The 21,371-nt window shown below is 70.0% G+C and carries 21 protein-coding genes; 11 read left to right on the top strand and 10 right to left on the bottom strand.

All coding sequences use genetic code 11. The features are described 5' to 3' along the window. Window positions 1–15: 15 nt before the first annotated feature. Complete coding sequence (locus ACIBM5_RS18805; protein WP_396007898.1) at window positions 16–1,644, bottom strand: class I adenylate-forming enzyme family protein; 1,629 nt, start codon at window positions 1,642–1,644, stop codon at window positions 16–18. A 238-nt stretch (window positions 1,645–1,882) separates the two neighbouring features. Here ACIBM5_RS18805 and ACIBM5_RS18810 point away from each other — a divergent pair, with 238 nt between their 5' ends. Further along, window positions 1,883–2,917, top strand: a complete 1,035-nt coding sequence (locus ACIBM5_RS18810; RefSeq protein WP_396007899.1) for a hypothetical protein — start codon at window positions 1,883–1,885, stop codon at window positions 2,915–2,917. Window positions 2,918–3,266: 349 nt separating this feature from the next. Here ACIBM5_RS18810 and soxR read toward each other — a convergent pair whose 3' ends face one another. Next, window positions 3,267–3,734, bottom strand: a complete 468-nt coding sequence (gene soxR / locus ACIBM5_RS18815) for a redox-sensitive transcriptional activator SoxR (RefSeq protein WP_396007900.1) — start codon at window positions 3,732–3,734, stop codon at window positions 3,267–3,269. Between the two features lie 94 nt (window positions 3,735–3,828). Here soxR and fdxA point away from each other — a divergent pair, with 94 nt between their 5' ends. Beyond that, window positions 3,829–4,182, top strand: coding sequence for a ferredoxin (gene fdxA / locus ACIBM5_RS18820; RefSeq protein WP_396007901.1), 354 nt, complete (start codon window positions 3,829–3,831; stop codon window positions 4,180–4,182). Window positions 4,183–4,307: 125 nt separating this feature from the next. Here the strand turns inward: fdxA and ACIBM5_RS18825 are convergent, their stop codons facing one another. After that, complete coding sequence (locus tag ACIBM5_RS18825) at window positions 4,308–4,895, bottom strand: SMI1/KNR4 family protein (RefSeq protein ID WP_396007902.1); 588 nt, start codon at window positions 4,893–4,895, stop codon at window positions 4,308–4,310. A 328-nt stretch (window positions 4,896–5,223) separates the two neighbouring features. Between ACIBM5_RS18825 and ACIBM5_RS18830 the strand changes: the two genes are divergently transcribed. Both ACIBM5_RS18830 and ACIBM5_RS18835 read left to right on the top strand, forming a co-directional pair. Then, entirely contained in the window at window positions 5,224–5,631 is a 408-nt protein-coding gene (locus tag ACIBM5_RS18830) for a PRC-barrel domain-containing protein (RefSeq protein ID WP_396007903.1), read from the top strand. 193 nt (window positions 5,632–5,824) lie between these two features. Continuing rightward, window positions 5,825–6,007, top strand: a complete 183-nt coding sequence (locus tag ACIBM5_RS18835) for a YegP family protein (RefSeq protein ID WP_396007904.1) — start codon at window positions 5,825–5,827, stop codon at window positions 6,005–6,007. A 299-nt stretch (window positions 6,008–6,306) separates the two neighbouring features. Here the strand turns inward: ACIBM5_RS18835 and ACIBM5_RS18840 are convergent, their stop codons facing one another. The 3 genes from ACIBM5_RS18840 to ACIBM5_RS18850 are packed head-to-tail and all read right to left on the bottom strand — an operon-like array spanning window position 6,307 to window position 9,151. Further along, window positions 6,307–7,512, bottom strand: coding sequence for a cytochrome P450 (locus ACIBM5_RS18840; protein WP_396007905.1), 1,206 nt, complete (start codon window positions 7,510–7,512; stop codon window positions 6,307–6,309). Next, window positions 7,512–8,078, bottom strand: coding sequence for a cupin domain-containing protein (locus ACIBM5_RS18845; protein ID WP_396007906.1), 567 nt, complete (start codon window positions 8,076–8,078; stop codon window positions 7,512–7,514). The genes ACIBM5_RS18840 and ACIBM5_RS18845 overlap by 1 nt, the downstream gene beginning before the upstream one ends. Window positions 8,079–8,098: 20 nt before the next feature. Next, window positions 8,099–9,151 carry a type III polyketide synthase gene (locus ACIBM5_RS18850; protein ID WP_396007907.1) on the bottom strand — a complete coding sequence of 351 codons (1,053 nt, stop codon included), beginning with the start codon at window positions 9,149–9,151 and terminating at the stop codon, window positions 8,099–8,101. Between the two features lie 538 nt (window positions 9,152–9,689). Here ACIBM5_RS18850 and ACIBM5_RS18855 point away from each other — a divergent pair. Next, entirely contained in the window at window positions 9,690–10,331 is a 642-nt protein-coding gene (locus tag ACIBM5_RS18855) for an iron-sulfur cluster assembly scaffold protein (RefSeq protein ID WP_396007908.1), read from the top strand. 180 nt (window positions 10,332–10,511) lie between these two features. Here the strand turns inward: ACIBM5_RS18855 and ACIBM5_RS18860 are convergent, their stop codons facing one another. The 3 genes from ACIBM5_RS18860 to ACIBM5_RS18870 all read right to left on the bottom strand — a co-directional run bounded on the left by ACIBM5_RS18860 (window position 10,512) and on the right by ACIBM5_RS18870 (window position 14,212). After that, window positions 10,512–11,573: a GNAT family N-acetyltransferase gene (locus ACIBM5_RS18860; RefSeq protein WP_396007909.1), complete on the bottom strand. Its 1,062-nt coding sequence runs from the start codon at window positions 11,571–11,573 to the stop codon at window positions 10,512–10,514. Window positions 11,574–11,875: 302 nt separating this feature from the next. After that, window positions 11,876–13,480 carry an MFS transporter gene (locus ACIBM5_RS18865; protein ID WP_396007910.1) on the bottom strand — a complete coding sequence of 535 codons (1,605 nt, stop codon included), beginning with the start codon at window positions 13,478–13,480 and terminating at the stop codon, window positions 11,876–11,878. Between the two features lie 258 nt (window positions 13,481–13,738). Next, the gene (locus ACIBM5_RS18870; RefSeq protein WP_396007911.1) at window positions 13,739–14,212 is read right to left on the bottom strand and encodes a MarR family winged helix-turn-helix transcriptional regulator; all 474 of its coding nucleotides are present in this window, start codon (window positions 14,210–14,212) and stop codon (window positions 13,739–13,741) included. 164 nt (window positions 14,213–14,376) lie between these two features. On the opposite strand from ACIBM5_RS18870, the gene ACIBM5_RS18875 reads away from it, so the two are divergent. Both ACIBM5_RS18875 and ACIBM5_RS18880 read left to right on the top strand, forming a co-directional pair. After that, on the top strand, window positions 14,377–15,195 hold the full coding sequence (locus ACIBM5_RS18875) for an IclR family transcriptional regulator (RefSeq protein WP_396007912.1): 819 nt from the start codon (window positions 14,377–14,379) through the stop codon (window positions 15,193–15,195). Between the two features lie 10 nt (window positions 15,196–15,205). Then, window positions 15,206–15,856 (top strand): TetR/AcrR family transcriptional regulator, encoded by a 651-nt coding sequence (locus tag ACIBM5_RS18880; protein ID WP_396007913.1) that lies wholly within the window; start codon window positions 15,206–15,208, stop codon window positions 15,854–15,856. On the opposite strand, the gene ACIBM5_RS18885 is transcribed toward ACIBM5_RS18880, so the two are convergent. After that, on the bottom strand, window positions 15,833–17,269 hold the full coding sequence (locus tag ACIBM5_RS18885) for an MFS transporter (protein WP_396007914.1): 1,437 nt from the start codon (window positions 17,267–17,269) through the stop codon (window positions 15,833–15,835). The genes ACIBM5_RS18880 and ACIBM5_RS18885 overlap by 24 nt on opposite strands. A gap of 311 nt (window positions 17,270–17,580) precedes the next feature. On the opposite strand from ACIBM5_RS18885, the gene ACIBM5_RS18890 reads away from it, so the two are divergent. The 4 genes from ACIBM5_RS18890 (at window position 17,581) to ACIBM5_RS18905 (ending at window position 21,370) form a co-directional block, all read left to right on the top strand. Continuing rightward, window positions 17,581–18,429 carry an alpha/beta fold hydrolase gene (locus ACIBM5_RS18890; protein WP_396007915.1) on the top strand — a complete coding sequence of 283 codons (849 nt, stop codon included), beginning with the start codon at window positions 17,581–17,583 and terminating at the stop codon, window positions 18,427–18,429. A 139-nt stretch (window positions 18,430–18,568) separates the two neighbouring features. Beyond that, window positions 18,569–19,474 (top strand): VOC family protein, encoded by a 906-nt coding sequence (locus ACIBM5_RS18895; protein ID WP_396007916.1) that lies wholly within the window; start codon window positions 18,569–18,571, stop codon window positions 19,472–19,474. A 16-nt stretch (window positions 19,475–19,490) separates the two neighbouring features. After that, window positions 19,491–20,825 carry an aromatic ring-hydroxylating dioxygenase subunit alpha gene (locus ACIBM5_RS18900; RefSeq protein WP_396007917.1) on the top strand — a complete coding sequence of 445 codons (1,335 nt, stop codon included), beginning with the start codon at window positions 19,491–19,493 and terminating at the stop codon, window positions 20,823–20,825. Beyond that, on the top strand, window positions 20,822–21,370 hold the full coding sequence (locus tag ACIBM5_RS18905) for an aromatic-ring-hydroxylating dioxygenase subunit beta (RefSeq protein ID WP_396007918.1): 549 nt from the start codon (window positions 20,822–20,824) through the stop codon (window positions 21,368–21,370). The genes ACIBM5_RS18900 and ACIBM5_RS18905 overlap by 4 nt, the downstream gene beginning before the upstream one ends. Window position 21,371 lies beyond the last annotated feature (1 nt).

Genomic DNA, 21,371 nt, shown 5'->3' on the forward strand with positions numbered 1-21,371 from the left:
GTTATTACTCAATAACTACGCCGTCAAGCCCGCGCCCCGGCCGCCATCCCGTCGAGGGCCGGCAGCCGGGGCCGGGGCGGCCGGACGTCGGATGGCGGGCCGGTTGTCGGCCAGCTCGCGGAGCGACTTCTTCAGGACCTTGTCGAGGGTGCCGAGCGGGAACGCGTCGACGAAGTACACCGCGCGCGGCACCTTGTAGTCGGACAACCGCTCACGGCAGGCCGCCAGGATGTTCTTCTCCAGGGTGTCCTCGTCCGGCGCGTTCGCCGCGCGGATCACGAAGGCCACCACGACCTCGCTGAGAAAGTCGTGCTGCTTGCCGACCACGGCGACCGACGCGACGCCGGGGATCGCGCCGATCACGTCCTCGACCTCGCGGGCCGAGACGTTCTCGCCGCCGACCTTGAGCAGGTCCTTGTCCCGCTCGCGGTAGAACACGTTCCCGCCGGCGCCGAGCAGGACCATGTCGCCGGTGCGGAACCAGTCGCCGACGAACGCGGCCTCGGTGGCCTGCGGATCGCCGTGGTACTCCAGGAACAGCTGTACGCCGCGTTGTCCGCGCAGCCACAACTCGCCCACCTCGCCCTCGGCGCACTCCCGGCCGGTATCGGGGTCGACCACGGCGCAGGCGTACCCGGGGGCGGGGCGGCCCATCGAGCGGGCGGGCAGGTACTCGGTGGGTTTGCCGGTGATCGCGTGGGTGACCGTCTCGGTCATTCCGAACGCGGCGTACACGCGCAGCCCGAGCATCGTGTCCAGGGCCGGGGCGACCTGGCCGAACACGCCCACCCGCAGGGCGGTTTCCGGGCGGTTCGGGGCGGCGAGTACGCCGAAGCAGAACGGCATCAGCGACATGTGGGTGATCCCGTGCCGGGCGACCACGTCCCAGAACCGGCTGGTCGACCACTTGGGCGTCAGTACGGCGGTCGCGCCCGCGCCGAGCACCGAGAAGAACGACCAACTCTGCGCGTTGACATGGAAGAAGGGCAGGTGGATCAGGTAGCGGTCGTCGGGACCCAGGTCGATGCTGCGCGGACCGGACCGGCTCGCCCAGATCGCGTTGGCGTGCGTGTGTACGACGGCCTTGGGGCGGCTGGTGGTGCCGGAGGTGAACATGATCCCGAACGGGAGCAGCGGTTCGATCGGCCGGCCGGTCCAGGTCGAGGCGTCGCCGTACAGGTCGGCGAAGGGGACCGTGTCCGGGGCGGTGCCGTCGATGACCGCGACCCAGTCCAACGCGGCGCCGGACTTGGCCAGGGGGTCGGCGAGGTGGGGTTGGGTGACGGCAGCCACGCAGCCGGCGCGTTCGACGAAGTAGGCGATCTCGGCGGGGGTGGCCCGGGTGTTCGTGGTCACCGCCACCGCGCCGACGGTCGCGCAGGCCAGCCAGGCCAGCACCATCTCGGGGCAGTTCTCGCTGTGTACCAGGACCTTGGCGCCGCGGCCGATGCCGCGCCCGGTCAGGCCGGCGGCCAATCGTTCGGTGTCGCGCAGCAGTTCGGCGTAGGTCCAGGTGCGGCCGGTGCCCTCGGCCGGCTCCCAGACCAGGGCCGGATGTTCGGGGCGGTGCTCGGCCCAGTGCCGGAGCAGCCAGGGGATGTCCTGTCCGTGCACCTGGAATCCGTCGATCGTGCCGCCCGCCATGGTGATCCCCTCGTGCTCGTCGTCCGCGCGACCCGCGTCGGCACGGGAACGATAGGCAAGGGTTTTTGACGACGTCAAGGATGTGGCGAAAACAGGTTCTCGCGGGGATCGTGTGCGGGTGCTTCTTTCGGGAGGATTTACCGACCCTCCTTCGCCCGTACGCAGATCCGCGAAGTCGTCCCCTGGGTCGCGTCACGCCGGCATGCCGACTGGTGCCGAGGGTGGGGAGCGGGTCCCGATGGAGGCTGACGCGCGTGCCGTGGTGGTGGGGATCGGCCCGTTCGACGCGGTCGGTTCGGATCTCGCGTACATTCCCGTGGGCGTCGTCCTCGACGATTCCGACCGTGCTTTGAGCCTCTTTTTCAAGGTCGGCTACCGGCGACATGCGACAGCGGGTTACCAACGGCCCGGGCAAATCCGATGGCCACGACAGCCTTCCGGCGACGAGACTGCACCGGTGAATACCGTGTCACCGCCGCCCGACCCGCGCCCCCTGCCGGTACGGGACTCGCGCGCCCGCGACCTCGTTCTCGACTATGCGGACATGCACGCCCTGGTTGCCGACCTGGTTCTGCCCGGCGACGCGTCGATGTACGTCATGAGCGCGATGGAGACCTCCCGCGAGCTCATCCGGCACTCGTACTACCGGTACGAGTTCGCGACCGTGGCCGTCACGCATTCCCTGTTCGCCCTGGAGCAGGTCCTCGCCGAGTGTCTGGCCACGAACGAACCGCTCCACGTCCTCATCGAGCGGGCCACCGACGCAGGGCTCATCACGGCCGGACTTGCCGCCGAACTCGACCGCAGTCGACTGCTGCGCGACAAGCTCACGCAGGGCGCCGAGTCGAGTGCCGCCCTCCGCCCGCTTCGGGCCGTCGCAATGGTGCGTGCCGTCTTCGATGCCGTTTCCCTACTCCTTCGCCCACCGTCCACGGCAGAGGCGACAGCCGCCGACGTGGGCGGAGCACAGCCGGAAGGGGGACTCGCCCGGCTGTGGGAGGACCACCTGCGCGCACCGTTCCCGGACGGCTTCCGCGGCGTGGACTTCGACGGCGTGGATCTGGTCCTCCTGGACGCCGACATCGCCGGTCTCGTGCAGAGGGAGCTGAAGGGTGGACTCGACGACAGTGGCATCGCCTACCTCTGGGGCTGCATCGCCGACCTCGACAAGATCATTCCTCTGCTCAACGAGGAGTACTGTGCCTCCTACTTCACGAAACTTCGGACGATCGCCCAGGTCGCGGCTGCGCCCCACCTCCCCACCGCAACCTGACCACGGGGGTTGAAACAGACGCGGGGTCCGAACCCTCGTCGTACATCGCCTCGGCGTATGCGGGCATCCGATCCGGTGGCAAGGACGGTCGACACCGACGCCGAAGCCGCCGGTGCTCACGCACCGGACAGGTACCCAGCCCGGTCCGAGCGACCCCCGATCCGGTGGTACAGGGTCCCTCCCTTGTCGAAGGCCGCCGGATCCGACAGGACTCGACGCGTCGGACCCGCATCGCACACCAGGACCACCCGGTGCGGGCCGAGACCGACCCCGACCGGATCCCCGTATGCGGGCAGCGACGACAAGAATGCCGGAGGCAACGGCTCCCTCTGCTACGGCAGTTCGTCTCTCATAGTCGTCGGGGCCCGGCGCCATCACCGGCGAGCGCGTCGCCGGGGTTCAGCAGAGCGCATGCCTTCATCGAGAGACATCCGCAGCCGATACACCCGGTGAGTTCGGCCTCGAGTTTTTCGATGGTCTGCCGACGCTCCTCCAGCCGACGCCTCCAGCCGCGCGAGGCGCGCTGCCACTCCTGGTGACTGGGCGGACGGTCGAGCGGCACGTCGGCGAAGGCCTCTCGGAGGTCGAGCAACGGGATGCCGATGCGTTTCGCCACCGAGATCAGCGCGACTCGGCGAAGCATGTGCCGCGGATAACGGCGTTGGTTGCGATCGTCGCGTTCGGACGCGATCAGGCCGAACTCCTCGTAGAACCGCAGAGCCGAGACGGCCGCCCCGGTCCGGGCGCTCACCTCGCCGATGCTCAGCCAGTCGTCCGGGCCTGCTCGAACCTCACCTGAACGGTAACTACTCGTCATGCGCAGCCTCCTCTTGACCTCAACATTACTTGAGGCCCTACGGTCGGCCGTGTCGGAACGGCAAGCAGGAACACCCCGGAGAGGACGGCATTCGATGACGTTTGTGATCGCTGCGCCCTGTGTGGACGTCAAGGACAAGGCATGCATCGAGGCGTGCCCCGTCGAGTGCATCTACGAGGGGGAACGCATGCTCTACATCCACCCGGACGAGTGCATCGACTGCGGCGCCTGCGAGCCGGTGTGCCCCGTCGAAGCGATCTTCTTCGAAGACGACACCCCGCACGAATGGCGCGACTTCAACACCGTGAACGCCGAGGTCTTCTCCGACCTCGGTGCTCCCGGCGGCAGTTCGAAGGTCGGTTTGATCGCACGGGACCATCCGATCGTGGCGCAACTGCCGTTCCAGGGGGCCGTCGCCTCAGCCACGGGGATCCAGCCCAAGTCCTGACGGGCCAGGGGGCGTTCACACGGCGCCGTCGCCGTCCCCGACGACGCCCGACGGCACCGACCACGCGCGACACCACCGACGGCCCCGACGCCACCGAGGGCCCCGCCGGCCGCCGCGCCCGGGTGTCACAGGAGCGGGGCCATTCGGTGTCGGCCCGGGTGGGTTCGGAGGGCAGGCGAGGTGAGTTCCAGGGCCCTGTTGTCCTTGCCGGCGGCAATGTGGTCCAGCCAACGTTCGTACCAGGCCAGGAAATCGGCGGCCGACGAGACGTTCGGTCCCCACCACCCGGAACTGTTGCCCATCACGATGCGGCCGGTCATGGGTCCTTCGAGACCGAGGAGGACCATGTCCAGGCATCCCCTCTCGGCGATGGACAGGAATCTGTCGCGTGTGGTGCCGGAGGTGGGAACACGGTTGAACCCCCGGGCCGCGCCGGGCGGATCCATCGTGTGGATCGATGCCTCGGCGCCGACTGTGGGATCGACGAGGCCGTAGAACGGCCCGGCGCCCGATCTTCCGAGGTGCAGGAGGAACTGCCGGTAGGCGGGCGGGAGAAGCACGTCGTTCTCGGTCTCGAAGGCGTCCAGTCGCGCAGCGGTCGACGGGGCGTTCAGGCGGAACCGGTGCCGCTCTTCGCCGAAGGAGTGGCTGCGGCGCGGATGAAAGGGAATGGCGGCCAACTTGCGGCGGATCCGGGGAACGCGGTTGTCCACGGCGGTTCTTCTTTCGTCCACGGCAGCCTATCGCCACACCGGACAGTCAGCGGAGCAGCACCCGCGTCCGCCGTCGGCACGGGCCCGCGCGACGTGCGCGCGACGGGCTGGGCTCGTGTCGAGACGGAGTTCGACCCACGGGCTTGCGTTCCGGGTGGAGGCGACCAAGCCGCCGAATACCGTCGTTTCCTCGGACCCATGGGTGTGGAGGGGGAGTGGTGGGGCAGGCGTGCGCAGAACCATGGCAACGACGAATCCCGGGCGCAGGGCGGCAGTTCGCCGCCGGCCGCGGGGTCGTCGATAGTCGTCGATATCCGAGGAGGTTCCTGTGAGCACCGGCGACAACGTGTGGGGTCACCGTCCCGAGTCCGGCTACATCGTGGGTACGAGCCTGGTCGGCTACAAGGTCGAAGCCACCGACGGTCATATCGGCAAGGTCGACAAGCACAACGACGAGGTCGACGCGTCCTACCTGGTGGTGGACACCGGTGTGTGGATCTTCGGCAAGCACGTACTGCTCCCGGCGGGCACGATCGCGAGCATCGACCTCGAGAACAAGGTCGTGCACGTCTCGCGCACCAAGGAAGAGATCAAGAACGCGCCCGAGTTCGACAAGGACAAGCACCTCGGCAACCACGACCACCGGACCCGTACCGGCGACTACTACGGCAACCCAGCGCCGGGCGCCCCGGGCACTCCGGGCACCCCGGGCACCGGCCCCGCCGGCACGCCGTAACCGGCGGGCGGATCCGGACCCGGATCCGGATCCGACGCCGACTCCGCGAGGCTGCCCCCGCCGCCGGCGTGGGCCGATTTTCCGCCCCACGATCGCGGTCGGCGCGGCGGCGTCGCACCCACGAATCACATCCGCGGGTACCCGAGACCCATCGGTTCGGCACCCGCACGTATCGAGAGGTTGGGTGAACTCCATGGCAGGCAAGTTCGAGGTGTACACCGACAAGAACGGCAAGTTCAGGTTCCGACTCAAGGCGGGCAACGGCGAGATCATCGCCACCGGCGAGGCCTACGAGACCAAGGCCGCCTGTCTCAAGGGCGTCGAATCGGTGAAGACCAACGCGGCCGACGCCAAGGTCGAGACTCTCGACTCGTGACCCCGACCGGGCCCGCCGCCCTCGCGAGCGCGGCGGGCCCGGGTCCGGGTCCGGATCCGGCCGCAAGAGGGCCCCGCGGTAGACCGTCTCCGCGTTCTCCACGGATCGGCCCCGCCGACTGACGACAACAACCGCATCGGCCTGCGAAACAGTTCCGAGCGTGCCCGCCGATCATGCCGACCCACCGGGAAACTCCAGGATCCGCGGCGGAGTCGAGCCGAGGTCCGGGCTTCGCGTGTTGTGGACCGGTGGTGTCTGCCTGGTGCGGGTTTGCCGGGTCGGCCGGTCCGCCGGTTGCGTTACCAGGTGATCGGTAGTGCCACGGGGCCTCGGATGAGTACGTCCTTCTGCCAGGCCACGTCGTCGGGATCGACGGCCGACCGCAGGCCGGGGAAGCGTGTGAGGAGGGTGGTCAGCAGCAGTTCGGCTTCCATGCGGGCCAACAGGGGTGCCAGGCAGTGGTGGGGGCCGTGGCCGAAGGCCAGATGGGGTGGTCCCTGGCGGTCGATGTCGATCCTGGACGGCTCGGGGTAGTGCCGTTCGTCCCAGTTCGCCGCCACGTAGGAGACGTAGGCGGCCTCGCCGCGGCGGATCAGGACGCCTGCCACCTCGACGTCCTCGGTGGCGATGCGGGCCTGTCCCACACCGTGCTTGTGCGGGATCCAGCGCAGCAGTTCCTCCACGGCCGCCGGTACCGCGCGGGGATCGGACCGCAGCCGGTTCAGCAGGGTGTCGTCGGTGAGCAGGACGTGGACCATGTTGGAGGTGTGGTTGCGGACCGCGTGCCAGCCGTTGATGCCCATCAGCACGGCCAGGGCCAGGAGTTCCTCCTCCTCGATCCTGCCGCTCGCGACGGCGGCCGCCAGGTCGCTGATGAGGTCGTCCCGCGGTCGGAGGCCGCGTTCGCGGGCCAGCTCGCGGAAGAAGGCGCGGGCCTCCTCCTTGGCCTGCCGGGCGCGCTCGACTCCCGCCTCGTCCTTCGCCCGGGTCAGGATGTCGGCCGCCCACGAGCACAGGCGCGGCCGGTCGGCCGTCGGCACACCCAACAGGCCCCCGATGACGTGCATGGGGAAGGGGGAGGTCACGTGTCGGACCAGGTCGGCCGGCGGTCCGACCGCGACCATGGCGTCGAGGAGTTCGTCGAGTACGGCCTGGACGCGGGGACGCAGGGCTGCCATGCCGAGGCGGTTGAACGTCGAGGAGACCACGGAACGCACGCGTGTGTGGTCGGGCGGGTCGACGAAGCTGACCGCGCGGTCGAGCGGAACCAGGTATCGATTCATGGTGGGCAGCGGACGGCCGACGATGTCGCGACTGAACCGGGGATCGGAGGTGACGAACCGTACCGCGTCGTGCCCGGTCACCAGCCAGCACTCGCCGGGGGCTCCGTGCGGCAGCCGGATCCGCATGACCGGTTCGCCCTGCAGCGCCTCGCGGAGAAAGGGGTCGAAGTCGAGCGCGGGAAGGTCCGACACTTCGTACAGGGGGGCGTTTGCGTCCGGCATCATTCGCTCCTCGCCGGCTGGTCGTGGCGCAGCGGTGTGAGTTGTTCGATGTCGTAGCGGCCGCGCAGTGCGGCGATGGCGTCGTGATCCACGGGCCCGTCGGAGGACAGGATTTCCAGGAGTTCCTCGAAGTAGCGCTCGTGGTCCGGGGGCGGGGACGACTGGAAGAACATTCGAGCCGGGACGTCGGTGGGATTGGCGAAGGCGTGGGGGCAGCCGGGCGGGACCGCGATGACCGTGCCGGGCGTGGCGCGGGTCACCCGCTCACCCTCGGGCGACTGCCAACCGCGCCAGCCGTGCGGGGTGCGCACGCGTGGCTCGAACGCGAAGATGTCGATCTCGCCTTCGAGGACGTAGAACAGTTCCTCGCTGCGCGCGTGCACGTGCGCGCCGACGTCGAAGCCCGGTGGCACGAGTACCTCGAAGCTCGATGCCAGGCGCGACTGCGCGCCGGTCACCTTGAAGGTCACGTGCTGAGCCGCGGCGCGTAGGGTGCGGCCCTCGCCAGGGGGCACGATCAGGCCGCCGGTCGCCGCGGGGGCGGTGGTGTGGGGGTGTCCGGTCATCGGGGTTCCTTCCGTGCGGGTCAGGGCGTGCGGTTCCATCGGCCCAGTGCCATCTCGGCGGTGATGCCCGGGCCGAACCCGGCCAGCAGGCCGCGTGCCCGGTCGGCGGCGCCACCGGCGTCGAACAGCCGGCGCAGCGCGTCCAGTACGACGGCGCTCGCGATGTTCCCGTATTCGGTGAGGGTGGCCCGGCTGTGGTCGAACGCCTCCGGCTTGACCTCGAGGAACATGCTCAGGTCGTCGAGGATTCGCGGTCCGCCGGCATGCACGACGTAGAAGTCGAGGTCCGAGACGTCCCAGCCGTGCCTGTCGGCGAGGCCGCGCAGCGCGGGGGCGAGGGGTTCCATCGTGCCCGGCACACGCTTGTCCAGCAGGAAGTGGAAGCCGGTGGCCCGTACGTCGTAGGCGATCCAGTCCTCCGTCCCCGGGACGAGGTACGAGCCGTTGCGCTCCAGACGGATGCCGTGGCCACCCGTCCCGCGGACGACCGCGGCGGCGACGCCGTCGCCGAACAGGCCGTTGGACAGCAGTGATCCGATGCCGATGTCGGTGGGCTGGTAGCACAGTGAGCAGAACTCGCACGACACGATCAGCGCGTTCGCCCCCGGGTAGGCCGTGCAGAAGTCGTGCGCCCGGTTGATCGCCGCCCCACCTGCCGCGCAACCCAGCTGGGCGATCGGCAACTGTCGTGTATCGGAGCCGAATCCCATCGTGTTGATCAGCCAGGCGGTGAGCGAAGGCATCATGAACCCGGTGCAGGACACATAGATGATCACGTCGATATCCGCGGCCCGCAGCTCGCCGTCCTCCAGCGCGCGTCGCACGACCAGCGGGACACGGGCCTTCGCCTCGGCCGCGTACCGCCTGTTGCGTTCCTCGAACCCCGGATGCGCGAGCGTGTCACCGATCGGCTGCACGAGATGCCGGGTCCGAACTCCGGTATTCGCGATCAGACGCAACGCCAGGCCCAGTTGGGGATGACCGGCATGGAGCGAGCGGGCGAGTTCGAGCGTCTCCTCCATGGTGATCACGTACTCCGGAACCGACACGGCCGGCCGACACAAGGTCGCCATGCACCACCCCAACCTCGCCGGCACGCGTGTGCCTCGGTTCGTCCTGACGCGTCCTTAACGATCACCATCCCTGCGGGACACCCATGCGTGGCCACGACGACCCTTGCGGCGCGAGTTGCGGTGTCATGGGCGGGGACGTGGACGTGGGTGGCGGTCTCGGCCGGCGATCGGGGCGGGCGTTGCTCGGTCGGGGCCTGTGAGCAGGGGATATGGGCACCATGTCTTGGTTCGGGCGTCTGCGGCGGGGCTTTCGCCGATGGTCATCCCTCGACGTGATCTCCGAGGGCCCGCTCCGGGAACCGCCGCCGGTGCGGTGCCGTCCATCCGGACATCGACGTCGATGCGGCTTCGGCCCGGGTCGACGCGAATACCCCACACAAGTCACACAGGGGTCGGGGCGGGGGGCCCGGTCCAGTCGGCGGTTTCCGCGAGGGGGGTCCTGCGGACGACTGGGCGGGATCCGGCACGGCCTGAAGTCCGCCCGGCGCACGTGCGCGGGGCATCGAAGCTTTGGGAAACGCGGGGATCCGGAGACAGAATGCGTTATCGACAGGAACAGCCCTATCAGTCGTATCCGCAGCAGATGCCGCCGCCCGGTGGCGAGCGCGGACGCGAGGAGGGACACGGCAGGCTCATGCTGGTCCTCACACTGGTGGGTACGGTCGCGACCGTGCTCAGCGTGCTGGTCGCGCTGGGCATCGGCCCGCTCGACGTGACCAGCGACGGCGGGAGCGGGGGAGGGGCCAACCACCCGCGTGCCGGCGGGGATTCGAGTCCCAGGGACAACGGCGGGCCGGCGCAGACGGGTGCGGCGTACGTCGAGACGGTGAACAGGATCTGTGGCGACAAGATCGACGACATCACGCGACGGGTCACCGAACTCAACCAGGCCGTCGCCGATCAGGACCTGAACGCGGTCGGTCTGAGCCTGTCCCAGGCGAGTACGGAACTTGCCGCGTTGACGACGCGCATCAAGGGCGTCGCCTTGCCGACCGACCCGAACGAGGCGCGCCCGCTGCGGGAATGGCGGGACCTGTACCAAGCCAACGCCGAGGCGATGAGCAAGGCCTCCAGCGAATGGCAGGACGGCAGCTACGAAGTCGCGAGCGCCACGTTGGAGAGCGCGCCGAGCGCCGCGGCGGACGCGAAGGGGGACGAGGTGCGCATCTCCTGCCCGTGACGCCGGCGCGGGTGGCGCGGACGATCGGCGAGTACGGCCCTGGTGCCGTCCGGTTGGCGTGGTCGGCTGGACGGGCGCCGTGCCGCGGCGTGGCGCCGGTCGCCCGGTGAGGCGTTGTCGGCGGCGGCGCGGACGGCGCCCGGGGCGGGTGGAGACCGAAGAGCCCTGTCCCGGGAGGGATCAGAAGTGTTTGACGAAACTCATCGAGCGGTCGGTGACGGTGAAGCCGAAGCTCTGGTAGAGGCCGAGGGCGCCGGTGGGGCTGTCGGCGTCGACTTCGAGTACGGCGTGGCGCAGGCCGTCGGCTCGCATCGCCCGCAGGACGTGGGCGAGCAGGGTGCGGGCAAGTCCCCGTCCGCGTGCTTGCCGTCGTGTGCCGACGGTGGTGATGTAGCCGAATGGGCCGCCGCGCAGCGGCCATTCGTCCCGTTCCACGTCGACGAAGACGAAGCCGTCGACGCGTTCGACGTCGTGCGCGTCCGGGGCGACGGCGAGGAGGGACAGGTCCGGGCGCGATGCCGCCAGTCGGTCGGCGGAGGCCCAGTCGGCGGCGGTGATCGGTTGGCTGCCCCAATGGTCGCGGAAGGCATCGTTCCTGGCGGACCTGGCCCTCTCCTGCCACTCCGGCCCGTAGGGCACGAGACGTACTCCCGGGACGGTCGGCGGCTCGGCGACCGGGGTGTCGAGGTCGAGTTCCAGTTCCAACCACCATCGGGCCCGTTCGTAACCGTGTTTCTCGAGGAGCCGGATCGCGGGGATGGCGTGTTCGTGGGCGCTCGAGGCGAGCCGGCCGGGCAGGGCGGCGTCGCTCGCCGCGAGATGCTGGAGCCCGCGCGCCTCCTGCCATGCCAGCAGCGCGCTGCCGATACCTTCACGGCGGCGGTCCGGGGCGACGGTTCCGTCGAGTTCGACGTCGACGATCGTCTCCGGACTTTCCGGGGCTGCGGCCGAACCGTAGGCGACGGCCCGCCCGGCGGAGTCGACGGCGATGACCGCGTCACGTTCGAGGTCGAAGGTCTCGCTCGCGAATTCCTCCTCGAGCTCGTCTCTCATCTCCAGGTAGCGGGGGTGATCGATGGTTCCGGCGGCGCGCTTGAGGTCGAGTATCAGGTCGATGTCGGCGGCCGTGACAGGTCGCCAGGTGAGGTCGGCGCCGGCCTTGGGCAGGTCGACGGTCGGCGGTGCGGTCACCCGGTCGCGCAATGCTCGGAGTCGGGGGTTGTGATCTGCTGTCCCGGTCACGGGAACCTGCCTTTCGAAGTGATTGCTCCGGTCGTCGTTCGTGGCGATCGCAGGCCCCCGGATGGCGAGTTCGGCCGCCACGGGGCGGCCGGCCTCTCGACCGTTCGGGGCCTCACGACGATTCGACCGTCGGTCGGGAGAGGCGGCGGCGCGGTCGGGGGACGAAGCCGGCGGCACCCGCAGGCGTGCCGCGGCTCGTCGTCCATCCACGTCGAGGACGCCGTGCCTTCGCTCGTGCCGAGGGGATGTGCCGGCCCGCGCCGCGCGGCCTCTCCGCGGCGGGGCGGGCCGGCACGGCCGGGTCAGTGCATCGCGGGCGCGACCGGGCCTCGGGAGGGGTCGCGTCGGCCCAGGCCCGCGGCGGAGAGGGCGGCACCGGCCAGGCACGCGACCGCGGCGATGATCGCCGCGGTGTGTACGCCGTTCATGAACGCCTGACCGCTGCCCTCGACGATCTGGGCGTGCAACCGGGCGGGCATGTCGGGGGAAACGGGTGCGACGCCCATCGCCACCGCGTCCTCGGCGGCGCGCATGCCCTCGGCGGTCGGCGCCGGGATTCCGGCGGAGACGAATTCGTCGACCATCGTCGAGCCGGCGCGACTGCCGATGACGGACATCAGTACGGACGTGCCCAGGGCGCCGCCGACCTGTAGGGCGGTGGCCTGAAGGCCACCGGCCACGCCGCCGTCCTGGACGGGTGCGTTGCCGACGATCGCGTCCGAGGACGCCGCCATGACCATGCCGGTACCGAGGCCGAGCGCGACGAACGGCGGCCACATCATCGTGTACGAGGAGTCGATGTCCCACCCGAGCATGCCCAGTGCGGCCGCGGCCTGGAGCAGCATGCCGGTCGGCATGCTCACCCGTGCGCCGAGGCGTTCGGTGATCGCCGCGCCGAGCGGGGCGGACACGACCGAGGCGAGACTGAGCGGCAGGGTCCGCACGCCGGCTTCCACCGGAGTGAAGCCGCGCACGTTCTGCAGGTAGAGCATGACGAAGAAGATCACGCCGAGCAGGACGAAGAAGTTCACGGCGGTGACGATCGTGCCGACGGTCAGTGCCCGGCTGCGGAACAGTCGCATCGGCAGCAGCGGGTGCGCGATGCGCGTCTCGTACCAGCCGAACACGATCAACACGGCGATCCCCGCCGCGATCACGCCGATCGTGGAGACCTCGCCCCAGCCCCATGCCTCGCCCTTGACCACGCCGAAGACGAGCAGCAGCAGTCCGAGGGCGAGGATCAGCACGCCGGGGATGTCGAACCGGTGGTGGCCGGTGGAGTTCTTGCTCTGCGGCAGCACCGCGAGGCTGAAGGCGAGGGCGATCACGCCGATCGGGGCGTTGATGTAGAACACCGACTCCCAGTTGACGTGTTCGACGAGCAGTCCGCCCACGATCGGGCCGATCGCCGTGGACACGGACGAGACCATCGCCCAGATGCCCACCGCCATACCGAACTTCTTCGGGGGAAAGACCGCGCGCAGCAGGCCGAGCGTGTTGGGCATCAGCAGAGCGCCGAAGAACCCCTGCGCCGCGCGGAAGGCGATCACGCCTTCGATCGAGCCGGCCAGTCCGATCGCCACCGACGCGAGGGTGAAGCCGGCCACGCCGATCAGGTAGAACGTTCGGCGGCCGAAGCGGTCACCGAGCTTGCCGCCCAGGATCAGGGCGGCGGCCAGTGCCAGGAGGTAGGAGTTGGTGACCCATTGCAGGTCGGCGGTCGAGGCCTGTAGATCGCGGCCGATCTCCGGGTTGGCGATCGCCACGACCGAGCTGTCCAGGCCGACCATGAACAGGCCGAAGGCCACGGCTATCAGCGTCAACCAAGGATTGGCGCGCGGGCCGCGTGTGGTCGGTGCCGGGCTGGGAGAGGGCACGACGGAGCGGCCCACGTCGGTTGAAGACATGCGAAGGGGAGACTTCCTGATCGGGTGGGTACGTGTGCGCCGGATCAGGGCACGCACACGTCGGAAGATCACATCGAGGAAAGGGGGGTGCGTCGGCGGGCGCGATGACGCGCGGTGCGCCGTGGCACGGAACAGCCGTCCTGTGGCCGGGGCCCGACGGGCTTGGACCGCGCGGTGCGCCGTGGCACCGAACAGCGGTCCTGCGGCCGGGGTCCGACGCGTCCGCAGACTCCGGTCGTCGGCTGGACGCAGCCGGGATCAGGTGGTGCCGGGCTGGACCTGTCGGGTGAGTTCGGCCAGCGCGCCGACCGCGGATCCCAGGGCGGCGACCTCGCCGTCGGTCATCGTGCGCAGCGCGCCCACGACGTAGTCGATCACGAGTGCGTCCACGTCCGCGGAACGACGACGGGCCATGGCCGTCAGGCGCAGGCGCACGACACGCTTGTCGCCGGGATCGACGTGCCGCTCCATCATGCCCTCGCCGACGAGTTTCGTGACCAGCGCGCTCACGTTGTTGGCCTTCATCAGCAGGGCCTCGGCCGCCTCGCGGACCGTGATGCCCTCGCGTTCGCCGACCACCCGCAGCAGCGCCAGGTGCGCCTCCGGCGGCTTGGGCCGGCCGAGATCCGCCACCAGCCTTCGCTCCACGGTCCGATGCAGCACCGGCAGGATCGCAGCCAGTCCGGCCGCGATGCGCCGACGCTCCTCGGGTGCGGGATCCGTCGAAGACACACCGTGACCCTAGGTCACCGGAAATGGCTATGTCAAAGTAGGTATCTCTGTATAGCCATGCTCGGCCGGCCGAACGATCCCGGTTGACCGCGCCCGCCGGCGGATGCCTAGAATATAAATTCTAGAGTCTCCGTTCTAGGGCTGTGCCGAGAGGGAGTCAGGACATGGACATGGATATGACGGACCGGTCGGCGGCGAAGGCCGGACCCGGGTCCGGCGCGGAACCGGCTCCCTCGGTGTTGTGGAAGGCGTTTCGGGTACTGGGGGTGTTCAGTCACAGCCGGCGCGTACTGACGCTCGCGCAGATCGTGCGCCGCAGCGGGCTGCCCAAGTCCACCGCGCACCGCGTGTTGACGATGCTCCTCGAGGTCGGCGCGGTCGAACAGCACAGCGACGGATACCGGATGGGGCTGCGGATGTTCTCCTTCGGCACCCTCCCGCCCGAGGTCGCGCTACGGGACGCCGCCCTGGTGCACCTGGAGGAACTCCACCGGGTGACCGGACAGACGTTGCACCTGGCGATCCTGCGCGACGGCGACGCCGTCTACCTGGAAAAGCTCCGCAGCCGCCGACACGACCGGTCCCCGGCCCTGGTCGGCGGCCGACTCCCGGCGCACTGCACCGCGATCGGCAAGGCCATGCTCGCCTACTCGACGGAGCACACCGTCGCCGAGGCACTGGCCGCGCCGCTGGAACGCCGCACCACCCACTCGCTGACCTCACCCGCGCTCATCCGCCGACACCTGACCGCGATCCGAACCGACGGCTACGCCGTCGATCGCGAGGAGGCCGTCGAGGGAATGGCCTGCGTCGCGGTGCCGGTGCTGTCCGGCGGCCGACCCGTGGCGGCGGTGTCGGTCGGCTTCGCGGCGGCGGCCGGCAGCGGCGCCGTACTGGTGGACCCGCTGCGCCGCACGGCCGCCGCGATCTCCCGCTCGCTGCTGACCGGCTCGGCCGGCCGGTTGATCGCGACCGGTGGGTAGGGTGGCGGCCATGGACAAGACCAGCGCGAACCGGGACCGGATCCTGGACGCGGCCGAGCGTCTGTTCAGCACCCGAGGCTACGCGGACGTCACCGTCAGCCAGGTCTGTCAGGCATCCGGCTTCCCGGTGGGCTCGATCTACCACCACTTCACCAACAAGTACGGCCTGCTCGCGGCGGTGTTCGAACGCTCCTCCGGGCTGTTCTTCGCATCGCTGCCGGCCGTGGACGACCTGCCCGGGGACCCGCTCGACCGACTCGGCGTCTTCTACGACGCGGCCGCGCACGTGATCGGCGACCGGATGCTGTTCATGCGGCTGATGTTCCTGCTGCAACTCCAGGAGGACAAGGACGGGACCATCGCGCCGCTGGTCCGCGAGGCCCGCCACCGGGTGCGGACCGAGCTGATCGCGGTGATCGAGCCGGTCGCACGCAGCTGCGGCGTCCCCGACGCGGAGGAACTCGCTCTGGAACTGGCGGAGTTGACCATGTCGTTCACCGCCGGCCTGGTGGTCTTCACCGACGCCGAGGCGGTCGGAATCCCCGCCGGCATCCGCCGGCTGCGCCAACTGGTCCTGGCCACCATCAGGGACGCCGCGGGCCGGGAGCACGACACCCGAGAAGGCGCCGCCGCAGGATCAGCGACCCCGCACCGACGCTAGCCCCGCCTCGGCGGCCCGCGGCGCGGAAAGGCCGAAGCGGGCCAGGAACACCACGGTCAGCGCCACGACCACGCCGGTTCCGGACAGTACGAGGATCGCCCCCTCGCGCGGCGGCCCACCGTTCGCGGTGAACGCGGCCAGGACCGCCGCGACGAAACTGCTCGCGGCCGCGCCGCCGATCCAACGGGTCAACGCGTTCGCGCTGTTGGCCATGCCGATCCGGGACGCGGGCACGAACTCGGCCAACAGCGACGGGATCGCGGCGTACCCCAGGCTCACCATCACCCCGATCGCGAAGCTCGCCACCACCACCTGGTACGGCCGATCGTGCGCCACGGTCAGCACACCGAACCCGCCCACTCCCGCGAGTCCGGCCGCCACGAGGGTGAAGCGGGCGCCGAAGCGCACGACCGACCGGCCGCCGATCGGCGCGGCGATCATCGACGCGATCGTCATCGGCAACAGGTACACCACCGAGGCGGTCAGCGCCGACGCGCCGAAGCCGTAGCCCGCGGCGTCGGGCCGTCCGCGCACCAGTTGGGTCAGCGCCAGCACCGCCAGGTACATCACCGCCCCGACCAGCGCCGACAACACGTTCGCCACCACGATCGGCCGACGCCGCAACAGGTCCATCGCCAACAGCGGATCGTGGCGACCGCGCTCGACCCGAACGAAGAGTCCCAGGACGACCACCGCTGCGACCGCCATGGCGGGAACGGCCGGTGACGTCCATCCCCAACTGCCGCCCTGCGACAGCGGCAACATCACCAGCACCAATCCAGTCCCCAACACGGCCGCACCCGCGACATCCACCCGCCCGCCCGCGTCGACCCCCGATCCGCGCGGCACGAACAGCACGACCAGGAGCACCGAGCACACCGCCACCGCGGCGCAGCCCCAGAACAACACCCGGTACCCCGGATACGCCCGATTCAACAGGCCGGCGGCCACCGGGCCCAGCCCCCCACCCACCGCCAGGGTTCCCGACACCAACGCCACCGCGGAAGCGAGCCGGTCGCCACCCATCTCGCGATACAGCACCGTCACCGCCAGCGGGAACACCGCCCCCGCGGTGCCCTGGAGAGCACGCCCGAGCAGGAACAGCGGGAACGAGGGGGCGAGCGCGGACAGTACGGCGCCCACGGCGAGCACCGACAGGCAACACACCAGGACACCCCGGCCGGCTCGCAGGTCGGCGATCCGCCCGAACACCGGGACGGTGACCGCCGAGGTGAGCAACCCCGCCGTCACCGCCCAGTTCGCGGCACCGGGCGAGACGCTCAACTCCCGGGCGATGTCCGGAAGTACGGGAACCACGACGGCCGGCACCGCGCCCGCCACCACCCCGGCGAAGCACAACGCGAACATCAGCGGGCCGGAACGAACGGACGGCGGATCCTGAAGGCTTGGCATGGCCGCACCGTGCCATCGGCCGGCCCGCCGACGGGCGATCCGTTCCGCCGGCCGGGACGACCGAACGCCGGCCCCACCGGCCGCACAGCCGTGCCGCCCCGGTGTCCCGGCCACCGGAACGATCCTCCCCGAGCGTGGGCTGCGCGACCGAGACTCGCAGGCGTGGACGCCATCGCCGCCACACCCCGTCCCACGCGGCGCGACCGAGCGGCCCGTCGACGACCTCCCGGCGCAGGCACGCGTGTACGGGCGGCGCCCGCGCGGGGGCATCCACGCGACATCCAGGCGACTCACCGACAGGAGCCCGACACATGAGCAACACGATCGTCACGTGCGATGTGACGGTGGGAGAACACACCCTCCGGGTCAACCGCGCAGGCGAGGGCAACGCCGAGACGATTCTCTTCCTGCACGGCTCGGGCCCCGGCGCCACCGGCATGTCGAACTTCGCCGGCACCATCGAGGCCCTGTCCGACACCTACGACTGCCTGGTCGTGGACCAGGTCGGGTGGGGCGACTCCAGCCACCCCGAGAACACCCCGCCCGGCTCCCGTCTGCGGCAGAACGTCGCGGCCTGCCTCGGCCTGCTCGACGAACTGGGCCTGGAGCGGGTCCACCTCGTCGGCAACTCGCTGGGCGGCGCACTCGCGCTGCACCTGTTGGTCCGCGCTCCCGAGCGGTTCGGCAAGGCGGTGCTGATGGGCGCCGCCGGAGCGGGCAACGCGAGCACACCGCAGCCGGCCATCATGCGGCTGATCACCTTCTACGACGACCCCACCGCGCGGTCGATGGCCGAGTTGATCTCGTTCATGTTGTACGACCCCACGTTGTTCGGCGACCGGCTCGACGCCATCGCCGAGGAACGCCTGGCGGTGGCGATCCGCCCCGAGGTGGAGCGTTCGCACCGGCAGACCTTCGCCATGGCGCCGGGCGCAGGCCCCGGATTGCCCGAGATCGCACTGAAGCGGATCACCAACGACGTGCTGCTGGTGCACGGACGCGAAGACGTGATGGTCCCGCCCGAGGGCAGCGAGTGGTTCGTCCGGCGGATCCCCAACGCCCGCCTGTACCTGATGCCGCAGTGCGGCCACTGGGCGCAGATCGAACAGGCCGACCGCTTCCAAGCCGTGACCCGCGCCTTCCTCGCCGGCGCACTGTAGGCCACCGCACACAACCCCCGTCCCGTCGAAAGCCGCGCGGGCACCGCGCCGTCCCGCCGAAAGCCGTCCCACCGCGCACGCGCCCCGCGGTACCCATCCCCGCACCGCCATCCCCCGAACAAGGGAGCAGGACCAGACCATGAGCATCGTGAGCGCCCTGGGCTACGTCGTCGTACGAGGCCCGTTGGAGGAATGGCGGCGGTTCGGCCCCGAGATCCTGGGGTTGCAGCCCGCCCCCTCGGCCGACCCGGACACCCTCCTGTTCAAGACCGACAGCCGTTCCTGGCGGCTGGCGATCGAGGCCGGCGAGCCCGCCGGCCCGCAGTCCCTGGTGGCCCTCGGCCTGGAGGTCAGGTCGGCCGAGCAGTTGCACGCCCTCGCCGACACGCTGCGCTCGCGTGGTATCGAGGTGCACGAGGCCCCGGATCAGGCCGAACGCCGCCGGGTTCGCGGCCTGATCGCGTTCCGCGACGCGACCGGCAACACCGTCGAGGCGTACTGGGGCCCGACCGTCGACAAGACCGGCTTCACCTCACCGCGCGGCGTCACCTTCGTCGCCGGCGAGACGACAGCCGGCGAGATCGGCATCGGCCACACCTTCCTGCTGGCCGACGACGTCGCCCGGGCCGCGGCCTTCTACACCGAGCACCTCGGCTTCAAGCTCTCCGACACGATCGCGTTCGGCCCGCAGTCCGCCCACTTCCTGCACTGCAATCCCCGGCACCACTCGATCGCCTTCGCCGCGCTCCCGGGCGCACCGGCCTCGGGCCTGGGCCACCTGATGCTCGAAGTCGACACCCTGGAAGCCGTCGGCCGCGCCCTGGACGCCGTCCAGGAACAGGAACTCCCCATCCCGCTGTCCATCGGCGAACACAGCAACGACCGGATGACCTCCTTCTACGTCCGCACCCCCTCCGGCTTCGACATCGAATACGGCTACAACGGCCGGGTCATCGACGACCGGGACTGGACCGTCAGCCACTACGAGTCGCCCAGCACCTGGGGCCACCGCTTCGCCACCCCGCCCGGCCCCGGAACCGACTGACCGAGAAAGGCCCGTCATGTTCGACGTCACCGAACTGGTCCAGCCCGACCAAGGGCTGATCAACCCCAGCATCTACACCGACCCCGAGGTCTACCAGGCCGAGCTGGAACGGGTCTTCGCCCGCAGTTGGCTCTTCCTCGCGCACGATACCCAACTCGCCAAGCCGGGCAGCTTCGTGCAGACCTACATGGCCGAGGACCCGGTCCTGGTGGTCCGCCAACGCGACGGCTCCGTCAAGGCGTTCCTGAACCAGTGTCGGCATCGGGGCATGCGCATCTGCCGCTCCGACGAAGGTGTCGCCCGCGCGTTCACCTGCACCTACCACGGCTGGGGCTACAACCTGGCCGGCGAACTGGTCAACGTACCCATGCAGGACCGCGCCTACCACGACGACATCGACAAGTCCAAGTGGGGCCCCACGCAGGTGCCGCGCCTGCACAACCACAAGGGCTTCATCTTCGGCACCTGGGACGAGAGCGCACCCTCCTTCGAGGACTATCTCGGCGATATGCTCTGGTACTTCGACGCCCTCGCCGACCGCTACGACGCGGGCCTGACCCTGGTACCCGGCGCCACCAAATGGGTCATCGACTGCAACTGGAAATTCGCCGCCGAGCAGTTCGCCAGCGACATGTACCACGTGCCGTCCTCGCACGCCTCCGCCCTGGTGGCGCTGATCGAAGACCCCGCCGTACTCGCCGAGTTCCAGCAACAAAGCGCCGCCGCACCCGGCCGGCAGTACGCCGGCAACGGCCACGGCTCCGGCTTCGGACTGCGCCCCGACCTGGTACCCACCCAGGCCGGCCCCGACTTCGACGCCTGGGTCGTGGCCAACCGCGAACAGATCTACCGCCGCATCGGCGAACAGCGCGCGCTCGCCGTCAACGGACACAACACCGTCTTCCCCAACTTCTCCTGGCTGACCATCAACAACACCATGCGGGTCTGGCACCCGCGCGGACCCGGCCAGATCGAGGTCTGGTCCTGGACCTACCTGCCCAAGGACGCCGACGAGCGGGCCAAGCAGGCGGTCCGCACCAGCACCATCCGCACGTTCAGCGCCGCCGGCGTCTTCGAGACCGACGACGGCGAGAACTGGACCGAGATCCAGCAGGTGCTGCGCGGCCACCAGGCCCGCAAGACCACCTTCAACGCGCAGATGGGCCTGGGCCACGAACGCCACGGCACCGACGGCATGCCCGGCCGGGTCACCGACGACATGTACACCGAGATGGCCGCCCGCGGCATGTACCGGCGCTGGGCCGACCTGATGTCCGGGCTCAGCTGGCCGGAGATCACCGAGCGGGACAAGGCCCGAGCGCAGCGGGAACAGGAGGCGCACCGCGCATGAGCAACACCGCCACCACACCACCACGACGCGCCGGCGTCGACCTCGAGACCCGGTACGAGATCGAGCGCTTCCTCTACCTGGAGGCCGAACTCCTGGACGACCAACGGTTCGAGGACTGGCTGGACCTCTTCGACGACGACATCCACTACTGGCTGCCGACCCGGACCACCCGAACCGTCCGCGAACGCGACCTGGAAATCGCCGGTCCGGACGGCGCGGCCTTCTTCGACGACGACAAGGCCTTCCTGACCGGCCGGGTACGCCGATTGGCCTCCGGCCGCTCGTGGTCCGAGGAACCCCCCTCCAGGACCCGCCGGCTGATCACCAACATCCGACCCACCCGGCTGGACACCGGCGAGTTCGAGGTCCGGGCCAACTTCCACGTACTGCGCAGCCGCGCCGAACGCCACCACGACACCTTCTTCGGCGAACGCACCGACCTGCTGCGCCGCATCCCGCAGGAGCCGGGATTCCACATCGCCCGACGCCGGATCGTGCTGGACACCACCACGCTTTTGGCCCCGAGCATCAGCATCTTCCTGTGAG

This window comes from Embleya sp. NPDC050493 (assembly GCF_044458105.1).
Lineage (GTDB): Bacteria > Actinomycetota > Actinomycetes > Streptomycetales > Streptomycetaceae > Embleya.